The organism is Streptomyces sp. QH1-20, assembly GCF_041283565.1.
GTDB lineage: Bacteria > Actinomycetota > Actinomycetes > Streptomycetales > Streptomycetaceae > Streptomyces > Streptomyces syringius.
In genome coordinates this window covers 7,747,411-7,763,515 of record NZ_CP166299.1, presented here as the reverse complement: position 1 = coordinate 7,763,515, position 16,105 = coordinate 7,747,411, and the positions used below count along the sequence as shown (strand labels likewise).

The 16,105-nt window shown below is 72.1% G+C and carries 15 protein-coding genes; 4 read left to right on the top strand and 11 right to left on the bottom strand.

Annotated features, from left to right (window positions below; genetic code table 11):
- Nucleotides 1-17 precede the first annotated feature (17 nt).
- Together AB8O64_RS34085 and AB8O64_RS34080 are read right to left on the bottom strand one after the other, a co-directional pair.
- Nucleotides 18-509, bottom strand: a complete 492-nt coding sequence (locus AB8O64_RS34085; RefSeq protein ID WP_130880436.1) for a hypothetical protein — start codon at nt 507-509, stop codon at nt 18-20.
- A 100-nt stretch (nt 510-609) separates the two neighbouring features.
- Nucleotides 610-1,374: a DUF72 domain-containing protein gene (locus tag AB8O64_RS34080; protein ID WP_370423529.1), complete on the bottom strand. Its 765-nt coding sequence runs from the start codon at nt 1,372-1,374 to the stop codon at nt 610-612.
- Nucleotides 1,375-1,445: 71 nt separating this feature from the next.
- On the opposite strand from AB8O64_RS34080, the gene AB8O64_RS34075 reads away from it, so the two are divergent.
- The 4 genes from AB8O64_RS34075 to AB8O64_RS34060 all read left to right on the top strand — a co-directional run bounded on the left by AB8O64_RS34075 (nt 1,446) and on the right by AB8O64_RS34060 (nt 5,134).
- Entirely contained in the window at nt 1,446-1,871 is a 426-nt protein-coding gene (locus tag AB8O64_RS34075; RefSeq protein WP_370423528.1) for an HIT family protein, read from the top strand.
- A gap of 157 nt (nt 1,872-2,028) precedes the next feature.
- Nucleotides 2,029-3,399, top strand: coding sequence for a phosphoribosyltransferase family protein (locus tag AB8O64_RS34070; protein ID WP_370423527.1), 1,371 nt, complete (start codon nt 2,029-2,031; stop codon nt 3,397-3,399).
- Between the two features lie 51 nt (nt 3,400-3,450).
- Nucleotides 3,451-3,720: a DUF1876 domain-containing protein gene (locus AB8O64_RS34065; RefSeq protein ID WP_370423526.1), complete on the top strand. Its 270-nt coding sequence runs from the start codon at nt 3,451-3,453 to the stop codon at nt 3,718-3,720.
- Between the two features lie 85 nt (nt 3,721-3,805).
- A complete protein-coding gene (locus AB8O64_RS34060) occupies nt 3,806-5,134 on the top strand; it encodes a TolB family protein (protein WP_370423525.1) in 1,329 nt (442 codons plus the stop codon).
- Between the two features lie 93 nt (nt 5,135-5,227).
- Here the strand turns inward: AB8O64_RS34060 and AB8O64_RS34055 are convergent, their stop codons facing one another.
- From AB8O64_RS34055 to AB8O64_RS34015, 9 genes are all read right to left on the bottom strand, one after another.
- On the bottom strand, nt 5,228-6,091 hold the full coding sequence (locus AB8O64_RS34055; RefSeq protein WP_370423524.1) for a glutaminyl-peptide cyclotransferase: 864 nt from the start codon (nt 6,089-6,091) through the stop codon (nt 5,228-5,230).
- A 177-nt stretch (nt 6,092-6,268) separates the two neighbouring features.
- Nucleotides 6,269-6,730 carry an acyl-CoA thioesterase gene (locus AB8O64_RS34050; RefSeq protein ID WP_370423523.1) on the bottom strand — a complete coding sequence of 154 codons (462 nt, stop codon included), beginning with the start codon at nt 6,728-6,730 and terminating at the stop codon, nt 6,269-6,271.
- 46 nt (nt 6,731-6,776) lie between these two features.
- Complete coding sequence (locus AB8O64_RS34045) at nt 6,777-7,913, bottom strand: ferritin-like domain-containing protein (RefSeq protein ID WP_370423522.1); 1,137 nt, start codon at nt 7,911-7,913, stop codon at nt 6,777-6,779.
- On the bottom strand, nt 7,910-8,704 hold the full coding sequence (locus tag AB8O64_RS34040) for a thioesterase II family protein (protein ID WP_370423521.1): 795 nt from the start codon (nt 8,702-8,704) through the stop codon (nt 7,910-7,912). Before AB8O64_RS34040 ends, AB8O64_RS34045 begins: the two co-directional genes overlap by 4 nt.
- Nucleotides 8,701-9,051, bottom strand: coding sequence for an acyl carrier protein (locus AB8O64_RS34035; protein WP_370423520.1), 351 nt, complete (start codon nt 9,049-9,051; stop codon nt 8,701-8,703). The genes AB8O64_RS34040 and AB8O64_RS34035 overlap by 4 nt, the downstream gene beginning before the upstream one ends.
- Complete coding sequence (locus tag AB8O64_RS34030) at nt 9,041-12,871, bottom strand: beta-ketoacyl synthase N-terminal-like domain-containing protein (RefSeq protein ID WP_370423519.1); 3,831 nt, start codon at nt 12,869-12,871, stop codon at nt 9,041-9,043. Before AB8O64_RS34030 ends, AB8O64_RS34035 begins: the two co-directional genes overlap by 11 nt.
- Nucleotides 12,868-14,088 (bottom strand): radical SAM protein, encoded by a 1,221-nt coding sequence (locus AB8O64_RS34025; RefSeq protein WP_370423518.1) that lies wholly within the window; start codon nt 14,086-14,088, stop codon nt 12,868-12,870. The genes AB8O64_RS34030 and AB8O64_RS34025 overlap by 4 nt, the downstream gene beginning before the upstream one ends.
- Nucleotides 14,085-14,810, bottom strand: coding sequence for a Phenylacetic acid catabolic protein (locus AB8O64_RS34020; protein ID WP_370423517.1), 726 nt, complete (start codon nt 14,808-14,810; stop codon nt 14,085-14,087). The genes AB8O64_RS34025 and AB8O64_RS34020 overlap by 4 nt, the downstream gene beginning before the upstream one ends.
- On the bottom strand, nt 14,800-15,960 hold the full coding sequence (locus AB8O64_RS34015) for an aromatic ring-hydroxylating dioxygenase subunit alpha (RefSeq protein ID WP_370423516.1): 1,161 nt from the start codon (nt 15,958-15,960) through the stop codon (nt 14,800-14,802). The genes AB8O64_RS34020 and AB8O64_RS34015 overlap by 11 nt, the downstream gene beginning before the upstream one ends.
- Nucleotides 15,961-16,105 lie beyond the last annotated feature (145 nt).

Below are 16,105 nucleotides of genomic sequence, written 5' to 3'. Positions count from 1 at the left end.
GTGGGCGCCGGCCCCGGTCAGTTGTCGCCCACCGCCGTGATCAGCACCGACCCAATGATGATTGTTTGATGCGTCAGCTCGTCGAGCTGCTTCCGCTCGGCGGCGGGCACGTGCCACTCCTCCCACCAGGCCACGGTCTCCTGCGTGAGCGGCTCGGGACGCTCGGCCTCCCACGACTCGTGCAACCGGGCCGCGAGCGGGAGGACGGGACGGATCCGGTCGGCGTAGGCGGCGAGCAGCGCCGTCATATAACTGCCCGGCAGGTAGGCGTACCACTGGGCGACGAGCTGGTCGGCGAGGGCGGCCGCGTCCTGGAGCCACAGCACGTGCTGCGTCACCCACCCCTGCGGGTCCTGGCTCGCGGGCATGCCGGGCAGCAGGCGCTGCTCCAGCGCCGCGCGGTGGGAGAAGAACGCCTGGCCCAGGGCGCGCTCGTCGCCACTGGGGATCCAGGAGCCCTGGTGCAGGGCGATCGCGGCGGCTTCGACAACATCAACGGCGTGGGTCATCCGATCACCGTACGGTGCCCGCCGGACCGCTGTGCACACACCCCCGGGTAACTCCGGGCGCACCCGTGCGAGGGGCCGCCTGGGGCGCCTGACGGCTCGTTCAGCCGTGCGCGGTCGGCGTGCGGGTGACCGTGCGCCCCTGGCCGGCGGCCGTCCGCGCGAAGACGGCGGCGTCGAGGACGGCGGCGCCGCCGGGGTCGTTGTTGAAGTAGCAGTACACGTCGGCCCGGTCGGGCCAGCTCTCGGTGACGCGCCGCACCCAGCTCGTCAGGGCGTGGCGCCCGTAACGTGGCCACGGCTCGGCCCGGCCGCAGTGGAATCGCACATATCCCCAGTCCGCCGTGCGCCACAGCGGGGTCACCGGCCGGGAGTCGTTGTCCGCCCAGCAGAGCGCGGCACCGCGGTGCTCCAGGACGGCCCGCACCTCGTCGGTCCACCACGACGCGTGCCGGGGTTCGACGGCCACCCGGGTCCCGGCGGGGAAACAGGCGAGGGTGGCGTCCAGTGTGCCGGGGTCCGCTTGCAGGGTGGGCGGCAGTTGCAGGAGGACGGGCCCGAGCCGGTCCCCCAGCCCGGCGGCGTGCCGCATCAGCCGTGCCACCGGTTCCTCGGGGTCGCGCAGCCGCTTGATGTGGGTCAGATAGCGGCTCGCCTTGACCGCCATGACAAACCCTTCGGGGGTACGGTCACGCCAGGCGGCGAAGGTCTCCGGGGTGGGGAGCCGGTAGAAGGCGTTGTTGTTCTCCACGGTCGCGAACCGCTGGGCGTACTCCTCGAGCCACAGTCGTTGTGGCAGCTCGGCGGCGTAGAGACCGCCGCGCCAGTCCTTGTACTGCCATCCCGAGGTACCGACGAGAAGGGGCATGAGTGATCCCTGCCCCCGCAGGCCCCGGGCGTCACGGATAATTTCGCCACGGACCGACCGACGGGGAGTTGATGGGTGTCGTGAACTGCGTCTTCTGCGCGATCATGGCGGGCGAGCAGCCCGGTCACCGGGTGTTCGAGGACGGGACGGCGGTGGCGTTCCTGGACGTCCGGCCGCTCTTCCCCGGCCATGTCCTGGTGGTGCCGAGGCGGCATGTGGAGACGCTCACCGATCTGCCGGCGGAGGACGTGGGGCCGTTCTTCACCCGGGTGCGGCTGATCGCCGGGGCGGTGGAGCGCGGGATGGACGCCGCCGGGTCGTTCGTGGCCGCGAACAACCGGATCAGCCAGTCGGTGCCGCACTTCCATGTACACGTCGTGCCGCGCAATCCCAAGGACGGTCTGCGCGGCTTCTTCTGGCCGCGGACGCGGTACGCCTCCGACGAGGAGGCGGCGGACACGGCGGCGCGGGTGCGGGCGGCACTGGCCCTGGATTGAACCGGCGCGGGGAAGGGCCGGAGGGCGGCCCGTCCCGGGCCGGGCCTCCACCACATGGACTAACGGGCCGAATATGAGGATATTGGACGTATAGCGACTCTCGTCCCGATTCCCCTCGTCTTCCGGGGCCGGACCGGACCCGGGCCGGAGGTGCGTCATGCGATTCGACGACCGCGAGGATGCCGGGCGGCAGCTGGCGGAGCGGCTGGAGTATCTGCGCGGGGACCATCCGGTCGTGCTCGGCCTGCCGCGCGGCGGCGTGCCCGTCGCCTTCGAGGTCGCCCGGGCGCTGGACGCTCCGCTCGATGTGATCCTCGTCCGCAAGCTCGGCGTGCCGTACCACCGGGAGCTCGGCTTCGGCGCCATCGGCGAGGGAGGGGTGCGCGTCGTACGGGACGACATCGTCCGGATGAGCCGGGTCGACGAGGAGGACCTCGCCGAGGTCCAGCGGAGCGAGGAGACGGAACTCGTCCGGCGTGCGGAACGCTTCCGCGGCGGACGCCCCCGCGTCCCGCTGGACGGCCGTACGGCGGTCGTGGTCGACGACGGCATCGCCACCGGCTCGACGGCGTCGGCCGCGTGCCAGGTGGCGCGGGCCCACGGCGCCTCCCGGGTGGTGCTGGCCGTGCCCGTCGCGCCCCCGGACGCGGCGACGGCGCTCAGCGCGGAAGTGGACGAGCTGGTCTGCCTGTCGACACCGGCGGGCTTCTCCGCGGTCGGCGAGTGGTACCGGGACTTCGCCCAGACCTCGGACGACGAAGTCGTCGAACTGCTGCGGCGCAGCACGGCGGAGCGGCCCCGGAACCCCGGACCGGGTGGCGGTCGGGCCGTGACGGGCCCGCTGGAACTCCCGGTGGACGGCGGCCGTGTCACGCTCGCCGGCGATCTGGACCTGCCGGCCGGCGCCCCCGGTCTCGTCGTCTTCGCGCACGGCAGCGGCAGCAGCCGACTGAGCCCCCGCAACCGCGCGGTGGCGGGCGTCCTCACCGAGGCGGGACTGGGCACGCTCCTCTTCGACCTCCTCACCCCCGCCGAGGAACAGGACCGGGCGAACGTGTTCGCCGTGGAGCCCCTGGCCCGGCGGCTGACGGAGGTGACACGGTGGCTGCGCCGCGAGTCGCCCGGCCCCGCGTCCCTGCCCGTGTGCTACTTCGGCGCGAGTACCGGCGCGGCGGCGGCCCTGTGGGCGGCGGCCGACGCGGCGGCCTCCGGGACGGACATCGCCGCGGTGGTCTCCCGGGGCGGCCGCCCCGACCTCGCCGGGCCACGGCTGCCCGAGGTCACGGCACCGACGCTGCTCGTGGTCGGCGGCCACGACGAGACCGTCCTCGACCTCAACCGGCAGGCCGCGGACCAATTGACGTGCGAGAGGCAACTGGCGGTCGTGCCGGGTGCCACCCACCTCTTCGAGGAGCCGGGAACGCTCGACGCCGTCGCGGAACTCGCCCGCGACTGGTTCACCAAGCACCTCGGCGGGCCTCCTGGCGGCCACCGGGCCCCGCCCGCACCCACCCCGTCGGGCCCCTGAGGGGACCCGCGAGAAGCGCACAACTCAACGCACACACGGGAAGTGATCGCCATGGAGACGATCGTCGACTGCGCCATCGACATGGAGTTCCGTGAGGTCGATGCCATGACGCAGGCCGCGGTACGGCTGCGTCTGCACGACGGGACGGAGCTGATGGCCCAGGGAATCGCCCACCGGCACCCCGACGACCCCGGTCAGCAGCGGGTCGGCGAGGAGGTCGCGGCGGCCCGCGCGCTGAACGATCTCGCCCACCAGTTGCTCGACAAGGCGGGTGTGGACATCGAGGAGGTCACGCATCTGGAAGCGCATTTGACGCACTGAGTCAGTCCCTCCCCGTTGACCGAGGCCCGGCGAGGCTGTTGGCTTCCCTCGGCACACCATTCGTCGCTTCGGTAAGGGGAGTTGCATGCGCTGTCTCATACGAACGGCGGTCGTGGCGGCGGCGTTGGGGGCCTGTGTGACGGTGCTGCAGGCGGCCGACGCGGCGCAGGGGCACCGGGGGCGGACCGAGCGGGCGAGCGTGGCCGCCGACGGCACCGAGGCGAACGGCGAGTCGGGGCAGGGGAAGATCAGCGGCGACGGCCGCTTCGTCGTCTTCAGCTCGGGGGCCGACAATCTGATCCCCGGCGACCGTCGCAAGGGCGGCCCCTTCGTGAAGGAGCTGCGTACCGGCAGGGTCGAGCGGGTGGGCGTGGCCGGCGACGGCACACCGGCCGACGGCTCGACCTGGGACGCGGCGATCAGCGGCAACGGACGGTATCTCGTCTTCAGCTCGGACGCGACGAACCTGGTGCCAGGTGGCAACCCCACCGGCAGTACCGAGGTGTACGTGCGCGACCGCTGGACCGGGCGTACCGAGATCCTCATCAAGGATCCGAAGCAGGTGCGCGTCGAGAACCGCGAACCTTCGATCAGCGCGGACGGTCGCTTTGTCGCCTTCATGTCCACGCGCGACGACCTGGTGCCCGGGGACACCAACAACGTGCGGGACGTGTTCGTGAAGGACCGGTGGCGGGGGACCGTCACACGTGTCAGCGTCGCCTCCGACGGCGCGCAGGGGGACGGTGAATCCATTGCCCCGGTGATCAGCGCGAACGGCAGCCGGGTCGGGTTCAAGAGCCGCGCATCCAACTTGGTCCCCCCGGTGGACGCCGGCGAGGACCCGCTGGCGCGGCCGCGGGCTCGCGCGTTCTACGCCCACGAGCTGCGCACCGGCCGCACCGACTTGGCCGCGCACTCCCTCACCGGCTCGAAGGTGGCGGTCCTCACCGACATCGGTCTGAGCCCCGACGGGCGCTACGCGCTGTTCATGAGCTCCAACAGCAACATCGTCGCAGGCGACACCAATCACCAGGCGGACGCGTTCGCCACGGATCTGCGCACGGGCGTCGCCCGGCGACTCAGCGTGGCCGCCGACGGCGCCGAGGCCAACGGCATGTCGTACGGGCACGTGGCCATGAGCGCCGACAACCGGTATGCCTTCTTCCCGTCCGAAGCCACCAACCTGGTGCCGGGTGACACCAACGGCGAGGAGGACGTGTTCATGCGCGACCTGCGGACCGGCGCCGTGGAGCGCGTCAACGTCGCGTCCGACGGGACCCAGGCCAACGCGTTCTCGTTGAACTTCAGTGTCGACCTGGCCGGGCGCAGGGTGGTGTTCGACAGCGGGGCCGACAACCTCGTGCCCCAGGACGGCAACGGCGGGAGCGATGTCTTCCTCCGCCGCCTGAGGTGAGCCGAGCGGTTCCGGCGAGGCCCGACGCCGGTCCTTCTCGTGTCCGCTCCCTCGACCGAGCCGGCCGGCGATCGGGCGGGCAGCCGGGACGGCTCATCCGGGGGCGAAGGTGACTCGGAACATGTGGGGCCAGAGTTTGCCGGTGATCAGGAAATTGTCGGTTCCCGGTACGGCGGCGATGCCGTTCAGGTGTTGGGCTCCGCGGCGTTCGGACGCCGTCAGGAGACCGGCCGCGTCGATGTGCGCGGTGACGGTACCGGTACGCGGGTCGATGCGCAGGATCGTGTCCGTCGCGTACACGTTGGCGTAGACGGAGCCGTCGGGCGTGCATTCCAGTTCGTTGAGCCGTGCGACGGGCGCGCCGTCCCGGCGCACGTCGACGCCGCCCGTCGCCGTGAAGGTGTCGGGGTCACGGAAGGTGAGCCGGTCGGTGCCGTCGCTCATCACCAGCCGGTTCCGCCCGGCGACGCGCTGGTGACACAGACCCCAGCCTTCGCCCCGGTAGCCGACTCGCCGGCGTTCCGCGAGCGTGGTGGGGTCGCGCTCGATCGCGATGCCGTTGTGCCAGGTGAGTTGCCACAGCTTGGTGCCGGTCAGCGTGATGCCCTCGCCGAACAAGGGCGCCGGCAGTTCGACGTACCGGGTGGGCGGCTTGCCGGGCGGTCCGGCACGCAGGGAGGACCGGCCGACCAGCCCCGTGCTCTCGTAGAGGGTGGCGCCACGGAACTCCAGACCTTGGGTGAACGCTCGGGGATCGTGGGGAAGCCTGTCGCGCACCACCGCCCGCAGCGACTGGATCGGGGGGCCGACGGCATGGCCCGGCGCGGTTGCCGTCGTCCGTCCGCGGGTCGGCAGGCGGCCGTGGTCGGCAGTGGTGACGGTCAACGGCAGCACGATGGCCAGCCCCGTGATGGTGAGGAGGGAGGACGTACGCCGCTTGAACCCTCGAGTACGCATGGTGTTCTCCGGTCCGGTGCGCCGCCGCCGTGTCGCTGCCGCACCGGTGAAGGAAACGGCGGCGCGAGGTGATTCGGAATGCCGAATGGAGAACGTCTCGAGGTGTGGCTGGATACGCGGTGAACCCCTGCCTCACCTGATCGCCACGGCGGTGGCCCCCGGGCGCCGGATCACCCGTCAGCGATGCGGAGTTTCCGGCGGGATCGTCTCGAACTCCGTGACGGCGTCGCGCCAGGCATCGGGGACGGCGATGGAATGGCCTTCCACCGCGTTGTAGGCGATCATCGCGGTCTCGCCGGCGGCCGCCACCGCACCATCGCCGTCCCGCCACATCAGATACGCGAAGTCGAAGGACTTCGCCCCGATCCGGGCCACGCGGATGCCCACGCTGACCGGGTCGCGGAAGCGCAGCGGCTGGAAGTAGGAGAGGGAGACGCGCCCGACCACGAAGCCACGCGGGCCGTCCACGTCCTCCTTCAGCACGTCGATCTGATAGGCCGCGCGGGCACTCTCCGCCCAGCGCACGTACGCCACGCTGTTGACGTGACCGAGCATGTCGACGTCGTGGAACGGCGCGGTGAACCGCAGCACGCAGCGGAAGTGGGACGTGTCGGTGTCCAAGGGCTTGCCGGATGTCACGCGGATCGGTCCTCCTGTCGGTCCCGCACCGGCGCCCCGAGCGGGATCAGCTCGTCGTGGTCGCGTCGCCCGCTTCCGCGGCCCCCGTCGCGAGGGTCTCGGCGACCTGGGCGTGCCGCACGGCCAGCTCGCGCTGCTGTCGTTCGGCGGCCCGGGCGACATCCTCGTCCCGGCGCATCAGGCTGTCCAGGTCCTCCTTCGCCCACTCCAGCACGCCCAGCTTCTCGTACTCCCGCGCCACCCGGTCGCTCCACAGGCCGATGTCGCGCAGAGCGGGCACGATCCGGCTGAACAACAGCTTGCGGTACGCCCTCATCGAGGGTGACCGGCCCGCGCTCGCCACGCAGTCGGCGGTGTCGAGACCCAGCGCGTCCCACATCTCGTCGCCCCGGAACCGTTGGAACAGCAGATGCGACCCCTCGATCACGAACTCCTCGCGGCTCCTGCGCTCCGCATCGGTGAGATCCGCGTACAGCTCCTTGAGCGCCATCCGCCCGAAGGCCACATGCCGGGCCTCGTCCTGCATCACATAGGCGAGCAGGGCGTGCGGCAGCGGCGCGGTGTGCGCGGTGGCGTCCCGCAGCAGCCCGAAGGCCGCCAGTGCCAGCCCCTCGATCAGCACCTGCATCCCCAGGTACGGGATGTCCCAGCGGGAGTCCGCGAGCGTCTGGCCCAGCAGGGTGCGCAGCGCGGGGTTGACCGGATACATCAGCCCGAGTTTGTCGTTGACGAAGCGGGAGTACGCCTCCATGTGCCGCGCCTCGTCGACCACTTGGGTGCTGGCGTAGAACTTCGCCTCCATCCCGGGGACGGTCTCCACGATCCGTGAGGCGCACACCAGAGCGCCTTGTTCCCCGTGCAGGAACTGGCTGAACTGCCATGCCGTGGTGTGCAGGAAGACATCCGCCACGAAGCGGCGGTCGTGGCGGAACCGCTGCCAGTCGCGTGATCCGTGGATGGGCAGCAATTCCTCGCTCTGGCCGAGCGGATTGGCCCGGTCCACCTCCAGGTGCCAGGGAATCCGCGAGGTCGCGTCCCACTGGCGGTCCTTGCCCCGTTGGTAGAGCGCCATCAGCCGCTCGTCGGTGACGTCGTAGTCCCAGGTCATCCGGCTCATGCCGGCGGCCGGGACCTCGAAGGACGTCGTCGTCTCCCCCGTATCCGCCCTGCTCGTGCTGTTCATGCCCGCCACACCTCATCGCCTCGGGATGTCCTGACGCCCTTGAGCCGTGTCGTCTGCCGGTCGTCCGCCGCCGGTGGACCGGGCCGCGGTGTGCTGCCGCGCAGCGCCTCCCGGATCGTCGTGACGTACGCGGCGGCGTGCTCGCGGAAGCAGAAGTGACCGCCCGGCACCTCCCGTGCCGTGAAGCCGGCCCGGGTCCAGTGCTCCCATTCCCGCACGGCCGCGCCGGGGAAGAGGGGGTCGTCGGCGCCGTACAGCGCCAGGACGGGGACGTCCACCGGCCGGGGTTCCCCGTCCGGCGGGCCCGCGCCGCCGGTCAGTTCACGGCCCAGTTCCAGGTCCGACCGGCCCGCCGCCCAGGTGCGGTCCGCCCCGGCACGCCCGGAGGTGGCCCGCAGTTCGCGGGCGGCGGCACCGAGCAGCTCCTCCGCCCCCGCGTCCAGCCGGCCCGCCAGATGCGGGGGCGGGCAGCAGGAGACCACGAGCAGGCTCGGTGGCGGCTGTGGTCCCCGCGACAGGGCCTCCGTCAGCCGGTGGGCCAGCAAGGCGCCCAGGCTGTGGCCGAGCACCGCGTACGGCACGCCCGCACCCGCCACCGGGCCGGCCTGGGCGGCCAGCGCGGCCACCGCCTCCGCCGCGTCCCGGGGCGGCGGGCGGTCCGCGAGCCCGCCGCGCCCCGGCAGGTCGAGGCCGGTGAAGCGCAGCTCCGGGCCCGCCCGGCGGGACAGCCGGGCGTACGCCAGGCCGGTGGCGCCCGCGTAGGGCACGCACAGCACGGACACCGGCGTCACGAGGCCCGCTGCTGTCGCAGGTCGGCGACGATGAGCGCGGCCAGCCCGCCGAGGGTGGGCCGCTGGGCGACGTCCTCCACGGTCAGTACGGCACCGGTCGCGTCGAAGACGTGATCGCCGATCTCCAGGGCGAGCAGGGAGTCCACGCCGAGCTGGTCGACCGGGACGTCGACGGGGACGTCCTCCGTGTCGTCCAGTTCCAGCCCCTGTCGCACCAGAGCGGTGAGATGGACGAGTGCGGCACCCCGCATCAGCTCGGGGTCGGCGTCGGCCTCCCGGTCGGTGAGGATCCCGAGCGCCGCGTCGGGGGCCAGGACGGGAAGGGGAGAGGTCAGGTCATCGGTCACGTCGGCCTCCGCCGATCCAGTAGGGGCGTCGTTCGAAGGGGTACGACGGCAGGCCCACCCGGCGGAACGGCTCGGGGTCGAGGGCACGTATGCCCGCGAGGGTGCCGTCGGTGACGAACCGGGCGCAGGCAGCGCCGCAAGGGTCCTGCGCGGCCGCCCGGTCCGGTGCGTCGTCGCGGGCGCCCGGGAGGGGGGTGTCGGTGAGCCACTTGTCCATGGCGTCGAGCAGTTCCGCCGTCTCGCCTGCCTGGAAGGCCACGCGCCTGGCGAGGACCGGGCGGTGCCAGGCCAAGGTGCCCGCGACGTCGCCCAGTTCGTGGGGGGTGCGGCGGAGCGCCGCGGCGAGCCGCTCGACGCTCGCGCGCAGCGCGGCGTCGGTGCGGGCGGAGAGGGGGACGGCGAGGCGTCGGCCCGGCCGGGCCGAGGAGGGCGGTCGTCCGGTGTGCGGCCCGGGCGCCGGCGCCTGTTCGAGGACCACGTGGACGTTGGTGCCGCTGAAGCCGAACGAGCTGACTCCGGCGCCGCGGGGCGCGTCGTCGTGGGCCGGCCACGGGATCGGCTCGGCGGTCACCGCCAGCCGCCCGTCCGCCCAGTCCGCCGTGCTGTTCGGGCCGCGTTCGCCGCGGGTCGGGGGGATCTCGCCGTGTTCCAGGGCGAGGACCGCCTTGATCAGGCCCGCGATGCCCGCAGCCGCCTCCAGATGGCCGAGGACGCCCTTCACCGATCCCAGGTACAGCGGCCGGTCGCGGCCGGCCGCGAGGACCGCCGCGGAACCCAGCTCGACGGCGTCGCCCAGCACGGTGCCCGAGCCGTGGGCCTCCAGATAGCCGACGCGGGACGCGGGCAGGCCGGCGTCCCGCAACGCCGCGGTGATGACCTCCCGTTGGGCGAGACCTGAGGGGGCGGTGATGCCGTTGCCCGTGCCGTTGTGGTCCAGGGCGCTGCCGCGGATGACCGCCCGTACCGGCAGTCGCTGCTCCCGGGCGGCCGACAGCGGCATGAGGACGATGACGCCGCATCCCTCGCCGCGTACGTAGCCGTCGGCCGCCGCGTCGAACGGCAGGCAGCGGCCGGAGGGGGACAGCACCCCGAGCCGGTCCAGGGCGGCGGTCGGCTCCGGTGCGAGTACCAGGTTCACCCCGCCGACGACGGCTTGTTCGCACTCGCCGAGGCGCAGTGCCGAGACCGCCAGGTGCACGGCCGTCAGCGAGGAGGAGCAGGCGGTGTCGACGGACAGGGCCGGCCCGCGCAGTCCGAAGTGGTACGACAGGCGTCCGGCCGCGGCCGAGGGGCTGGCGCCGACGGCGGAGAAGCGGGACAGCGGTGACCGCTCGGCGATCCGCGCGTAGTCCGCGGCGGAGATGCCCACGTACACGCCGGTGCGCGAGCCGCGCAGCCCGAGCGGGTCGGTGCCCGAGTCCTCCAGGGCCGCCCAGGTGGTCTCCAGCAATAACCGGTGCTGCGGGTCCATCGCCCGTGCCTCGGGGGCGCTCACCGTGAACAGGGGTGCGTCGAAGCACTCGACGCCCTCCAGGGCACCGAGCCGCTGTCGGCCGGTGGACGTGTCGTCACCGAGCAACCGGGCGCGCTCCGCGGAGAGTTCCCCGGTCGCGTCGAGGCCTCGCCGCAGGAGCCTCCAGTAGGCTTCCGGGTCGTCGGCGCCGCCGGGAAAGCGGCAGGCCATGCCGACGACGGCGATGGGCTCACGGCCGGTGGAGGGGGCTGAGGGGTCCGGTGGGGCCGGGGAGCCGGTCGGCCGGGCGGCGGTGGTGGATGCGTCGGGTGCGGTGGGGGCCGGGCGGCTCCGCCGTTCCAGGGCGGCGGAGAGGGCGGCGATGCTGGGGTGGTCGAAGAGCATGCCCACCGGGATCTCGGTGCCGGTCCGTTCCTCCAGGCACGCCGCCACTTCGGTGAGGCCGAGGGAGTCCAGGCCCAGTTCGCTCCAGGGCCGTCGGCGGTCCACGGTGTCCGCGGGCACGCGGAGCACTGCTGCCACGGCTTGCCGTGTCACGGTCTCCGCGAGGGTGAGACCGCCGTGCGGCGCCCGGGTGGAGGCCGGGCGCGGTGCCGTGCCGCCGCCGGAGTCGGCCCGGTGCAGTGCGGTCAGGGCGCCCCGGAGCAAAAGATCGCGGCAGAGGGAGCGGCGCACCTTGCCGCTGGTGGTCTTGGGGACGGTGCCCGGTGGCACGAGGACGACGAGCCGTACGGCGACGCCACAGGCCCGGGCCACGGCGGCTCTGACCTCCCGCACCGCTTCGTCGAACAGGGCGGCCTCGTCGGGGCCGCCGCCCGCCGGGTCGCGGCGGCGCACCTCGGCGACGACGGCGACCTCCTCGCCGTGCACTCCGTCGAGGGCGAACGCGGCCACGCAGCCCGGGCGCAGGGCCGGGGCGCTCCGCCAGGCGGCGTCCTCCACGGCGGCCGGGGCGATGTTCCGGCCGCGCACGATGATGAGTTCCTTCAGCCGTCCGACGACCACGAGTTGCCCGTCGTGGAGGTATCCGAGGTCGCCGGTGCGCAGATACGGGCCGCTGCCGTCGGCGAGGCGGGCGCCGAAGGCCGCCGCGCTGTCCTCCGGGCGACCCCAGTACCCCGCGCACACGCTCGGGCCGCGCAGCCAGATCTCGCCTTCCCGGCCGTCGTCGGTGATCCGCTGCCCGTCCGGGGTGGCGATGACCAGCTCGCCGTCGGCGGGCTCGCCGCTGGCCACCGCCGCGTCGCCGGGGAGCACCAGGGGATCGTGGCGCTTGGGCGTGCCGGTGACCATCAGGGTGCTCTCGGCGAGCCCGTAGCAGGCCAGGAAGGCGGAGCGGCGGAAGCCGGCGGGGGCGAAGACGGACGTGAAGTCGTCCAGGGTGCGCGGGCGCAGCATCTCGGCGCCGTTGAACGCCACGTCCCAGGAGTCCAGGCGCAGCTCGGCCACGTCCTGCGGCCGTGCCTTGCGGGCGCACAGCGCGTAGGCGAAGTCCGGGCCGCCGCTGGTGGTGGCTCCCACCGCGGAGATCAGTCGCGGCCAGGAGAGGGGGTCGCGCAGGAAGGCCAGCGGTGAGCTGAGGTGTACGGGGAAGCCCTGGTGCAGGGGGGTGAGGATGCCGCCGATCAGTCCCATGTCGTGGTACGGCGGCAGCCAGATCACCCCGGTGGAGGCGGCGCCGTGGCCGAACGCCGACTCGATCACTTCGAGGTTGGCCAGGACGTTGCGCTGGAGGGCGACCACTCCCCTGGGCCGGCCGGTGCTGCCGGAGGTGTACTGCAGGAATGCCACGGCATCGGGGCCGGGGTGGTGGATCGCGGCCTCGTCGAGTGGCGGGGCGGGCCGGTCGGTGGCCACGGTGCGTACCGTGGCCAGGCCCGCCGACGCGAGGGAGGAGGTGACGTACTCCTGGAGGTCGGCCGTGGTGCACACCACCTCCGCGTCGCAGTCGGCGATCACGGCGGCGAGCGCGCCCCACTGGTCGGGGGTCATCGGCGGGTAGGCGGGTACCGGAAGGAATCCGGCGTACATGCAGCCGAAGAAGGCGGCGATGTAGTCGGCCGACGGCGGTGGGTACAGCAGGAGGGCGCGGGGGCCGGGCTGCGCGCCGGTGGCGGTGCGGTGGCTGTCGCGCAGGTGGGCGGCGGCGCGCCGGGCGCGCTCGTCGAGTTCGCCGTAGCCGAGCCGCTGGATGTCGTCGGGGCCGTCGTCGCGCGGGTGGTGCAGGACGTAGCCGGTTCGGTCGGGGGTGGTGGCCGCGCGGAACCGTACGGCCTCCACCAGGCTCGAAACGGGGGTCCGCCGACCCGTGAGGTGGTGGGGGATGCTCCGGTCCCGCTGGGTCACACACCCTCCCGCGGTGCTGTCGTCGCCGGTGCCGGGCCAGTTGTCGGAGCTGCTGCCGGAGCTGTTGCCGGATCGGGGTCCGGGGTGGCGGGAGGCCGGTGGGCGGGGTGGAAGGGGGACCAGTAGAACTGGCTCCAGTAGCTCTCCGCGATGTGCACCCACGTCCACAGTTGCTCGGCGCTCTCCAGGAAGTGCCGCGGGCTGACCATGAGCCAGCTGAAGACCGCCTGGCTGTCCCGGCACGAGTCGCAGTGCCCGCTGGTGCAGCAGAAGTGCACGGTCTCCAGGTCCGCGGCCCAGGTGTTGAACTGCGGCAGCACGGGGTTTCCGTTGCGGGTGCGGGAGTGGTGCGCGGGGTGCCGGGCGCTGATGCTGGGGCACACGTCGTAGCCGAAGGAGTCCCAGTGCGCGTCGCCGGTGATCATCACCTCGATCGTGTAGGGGTGGCTGGCGACGGTGTCGGGGTAGAGCTCGCGCACGCGCAGCGCCTCCGCGAGGAGTTCCCGGCCGCGCACGCCGCGCAGCGGGTCGTCGGTGTCGTAGCTGCTGTAGAAGTTGAAGTGGACCCGGTTGCCGTTGTCGTGGATGCGGCGGACGGTGTCCTCGATGTGGTCGATACCGTCCTCGGACAGGGCGTAGACGAATCCGGCCCGCGGGTCGTCGGCGTAGTGACCGAGGGCGGTGCCGAACAGGTCCGAGAACCTCTTTCCGCTCGGCCGGACGGCCCGCAGTTCGTCGTCCAGCGGTCCTCCGCCGAACAGCGAGATGGCGACGGTGATGTCCTCGAACCCGGCGCGGGGAAGCCGCCGGAGGCCGTTGGTGGAGATGGTCACCCGCTCCATGGCCTCGCGGTAGACCGCGATCCGGTCGGGGAAGAGCGTCGGCTCTCCCCCGATGAGCAGCGCGGTGTTGACGCCGCGTGCCGCCTCGTCGGCCACGAACGCCTTGAGGTCGGCCAGGTCGGTGTTCTCCCGGGAGGCCTTCTGGAATTCGTAGGTGAAGAACCAGCAGCCCTTGCAGCGGATGTTGCAGGCGTTGGTGAGGTGGTATTCCGAGGCGCGGATGCCGGCCGCGTAGTGGCGGATGGCGTCGAAGCGGTGGCGGAGTGCGGGGTCCGAGGCCAGGATCCGGCGCAGCCGCTGTCCCCAGCCGCCCCGCTCCGGTGCCGTGGAGCGGGAGGGGCCGGGCACGTGCGGTACGGGGAGGAACTGCTTCATGCGGCGGGTCCGGGTACGGTCAGTCCGATGCGCCGGAGTTCGGGCACGACGCGCGCCACGAAGTCCGCGCGGGCCTGCGCGTTGGTCTTCTGCCGCAGCCCCCAGCGGAGGTACTTCGGGGACCGGGTGGACGTGTCGCTGCCGAACAGGCTGAGGATGAACGGCCACATGCGGTCCAGCGTGGCCTGGACCTCCGCGCGCCCCTCGGGTGTGCGGATGAGCTCGCGCACGATGCGCCGGCCGTGCCCGACGTGGACGAGCTCGTCCTTGATGACCTTGTCGAAGGAGTCGGCCCAGGGCCGGTAGCTGCTCTGCGCCATCTCCCGGATGTGGTCCAGGACGGCGTCCTCGCCGAGGTAGGAGAAGAGCGCGCGCTGCGGCCAGGTCTTGATTTTGTGAATGGCGGGGGACGCGTACAGCCCGCGCTCCATCAGCTTCTGGTGGAGCATGTAGTCGGTGTCGATGCCCAGGTCGTTGAGGACCGCGGCACCGATCATGTAGTGATCGACCTCCTCGGCGGCGCGCTCGCAGCACACCTTGCGCTCGTAGGCGCTGGGCGCGATGGGGAAGAAGATCTGCAAGTAGTCGTCGGCCCCGGAGAGTTCCCCCTCGGTGTGCACCATCATCTGGTGCGTGGCCAGTTCCTGGTACTCCTCGGGCATCGTGCGGAACTCTTCGGGTGTCTCGACCCGGAGAACCTCCGGCGCGGTGTCAGTGGTCACGCGTGAGCGCCTCCTCGATGCTCTGGTGGAACCAGGAGATGGCCTTTTCGTAGCGGCCGAAGGTCAGCGCCGGGTTGGCACCGGACTCCAGCCCGCGCTGGATGGAGAGAAAGCGCTCCGCGTCCTCGCGCTTGACCTTCTGCACCACCTTCAGGCTCTTCTTCCATGTCTCCTGTTCGGCCTCGGACTCGTGCAGGCGCCGGGCGAGCAGAGCATAGAAGTGCAGGGTGCAGTGCCCGACTCCGTCCGGGTACACATGCCAGACGGCGGCGTGCTCGGGCAGCACCGCGATCATGGTGTTGGGCCAGACGACGTAGAGGATGGTGGACTGTTCCACCAGGTCCCACTTGCTCCGGTCGATGTGCCGGAGTTCGGTGATCTCCCGGCGTGGCAGCACGCACCGGATGTGCGGGCCGAAGTGGTCGAACTTCGCCACGTTGGAGAGGAAGACCGGGTAGATCGTCTTCCGGTGGGTGAATTTGGTGTGGTAGTTCTCCAGGAAGATATCGAACGGCAGCTTCCAGTTGACCGGGTGCGGGGCCCGGGAGGCGTCCAGGCACACGAAGTCGTCGAGGCCGAGGTCGCGCAGATCGGTTCCCACATCGGCGAGCCAGTCCCCGAGCGGGCGCTCCGGGGCACTCCCGTCGGCCTGGACGTACACGAAGCCGGCGTGCTCCTGGCACCACAGCTCGCGCAGACCGTAGTCGTCCTTGGCGGACGCGACGGTGGGGAAGCCGAACTCGTCGGGGACGTGGCGCAGCACGCCGTCCTGCCCGTAGGTCCAGGCGTGGTAGGGGCACGCGAACGCGTTCGCCCGGCCTTCGGGCTCCTCGACGAGGACCGTGCCGCGGTGCCGGCAGACGTTGACGAACGCCCTGATGCGCTCGTCCTTACCGCGCACGACCAGCAGCGGGACCTTGCCGACGGTGAGGGTCTTGAACGAGCCGGCCCGGGGGAACTCCCCCACGTGGCCGACGGCGAGCGGGTTGCGGTACCAGATCCGGTCCACTTCCGCCTCGAAGCGGGAGGGATCGGTGTAGACGGACACGGGGTTGTGGTATTCGTGGTCCTGACCGGCCATGTCCGTGGTGCGCTGCTCCTCGAACGCGAGCAATTCCTCGATGATGCGGACCTGAGAGGCGTGATCCACCGGAGATTCCTCCTGGACGAACGTGGATCGCAGGGGTCGGTGAGTCGTGGGGGTGGGGGGATGAAGACTCTTCCTGGCTCTTCCTGGACCGAGGCGTGCGGGCAGCACCCGTGCCTGTTCGCGTGTCGCGCCGCACTGAGGGCGC

Coding starts and splice junctions, on each gene's coding strand:
- AB8O64_RS34085 (WP_130880436.1), bottom strand. CDS start 509: ATGACCCACGCCGTTGATGTTGTCGAAGCCGCCGCGATCGCCCTGCAC.
- AB8O64_RS34080 (WP_370423529.1), bottom strand. CDS start 1,374: ATGCCCCTTCTCGTCGGTACCTCGGGATGGCAGTACAAGGACTGGCGC.
- AB8O64_RS34075 (WP_370423528.1), top strand. CDS start 1,446: ATGGGTGTCGTGAACTGCGTCTTCTGCGCGATCATGGCGGGCGAGCAG.
- AB8O64_RS34070 (WP_370423527.1), top strand. CDS start 2,029: ATGCGATTCGACGACCGCGAGGATGCCGGGCGGCAGCTGGCGGAGCGG.
- AB8O64_RS34065 (WP_370423526.1), top strand. CDS start 3,451: ATGGAGACGATCGTCGACTGCGCCATCGACATGGAGTTCCGTGAGGTC.
- AB8O64_RS34060 (WP_370423525.1), top strand. CDS start 3,806: ATGCGCTGTCTCATACGAACGGCGGTCGTGGCGGCGGCGTTGGGGGCC.
- AB8O64_RS34055 (WP_370423524.1), bottom strand. CDS start 6,091: ATGCGTACTCGAGGGTTCAAGCGGCGTACGTCCTCCCTCCTCACCATC.
- AB8O64_RS34045 (WP_370423522.1), bottom strand. CDS start 7,913: ATGAACAGCACGAGCAGGGCGGATACGGGGGAGACGACGACGTCCTTC.
- AB8O64_RS34025 (WP_370423518.1), bottom strand. CDS start 14,088: ATGAAGCAGTTCCTCCCCGTACCGCACGTGCCCGGCCCCTCCCGCTCC.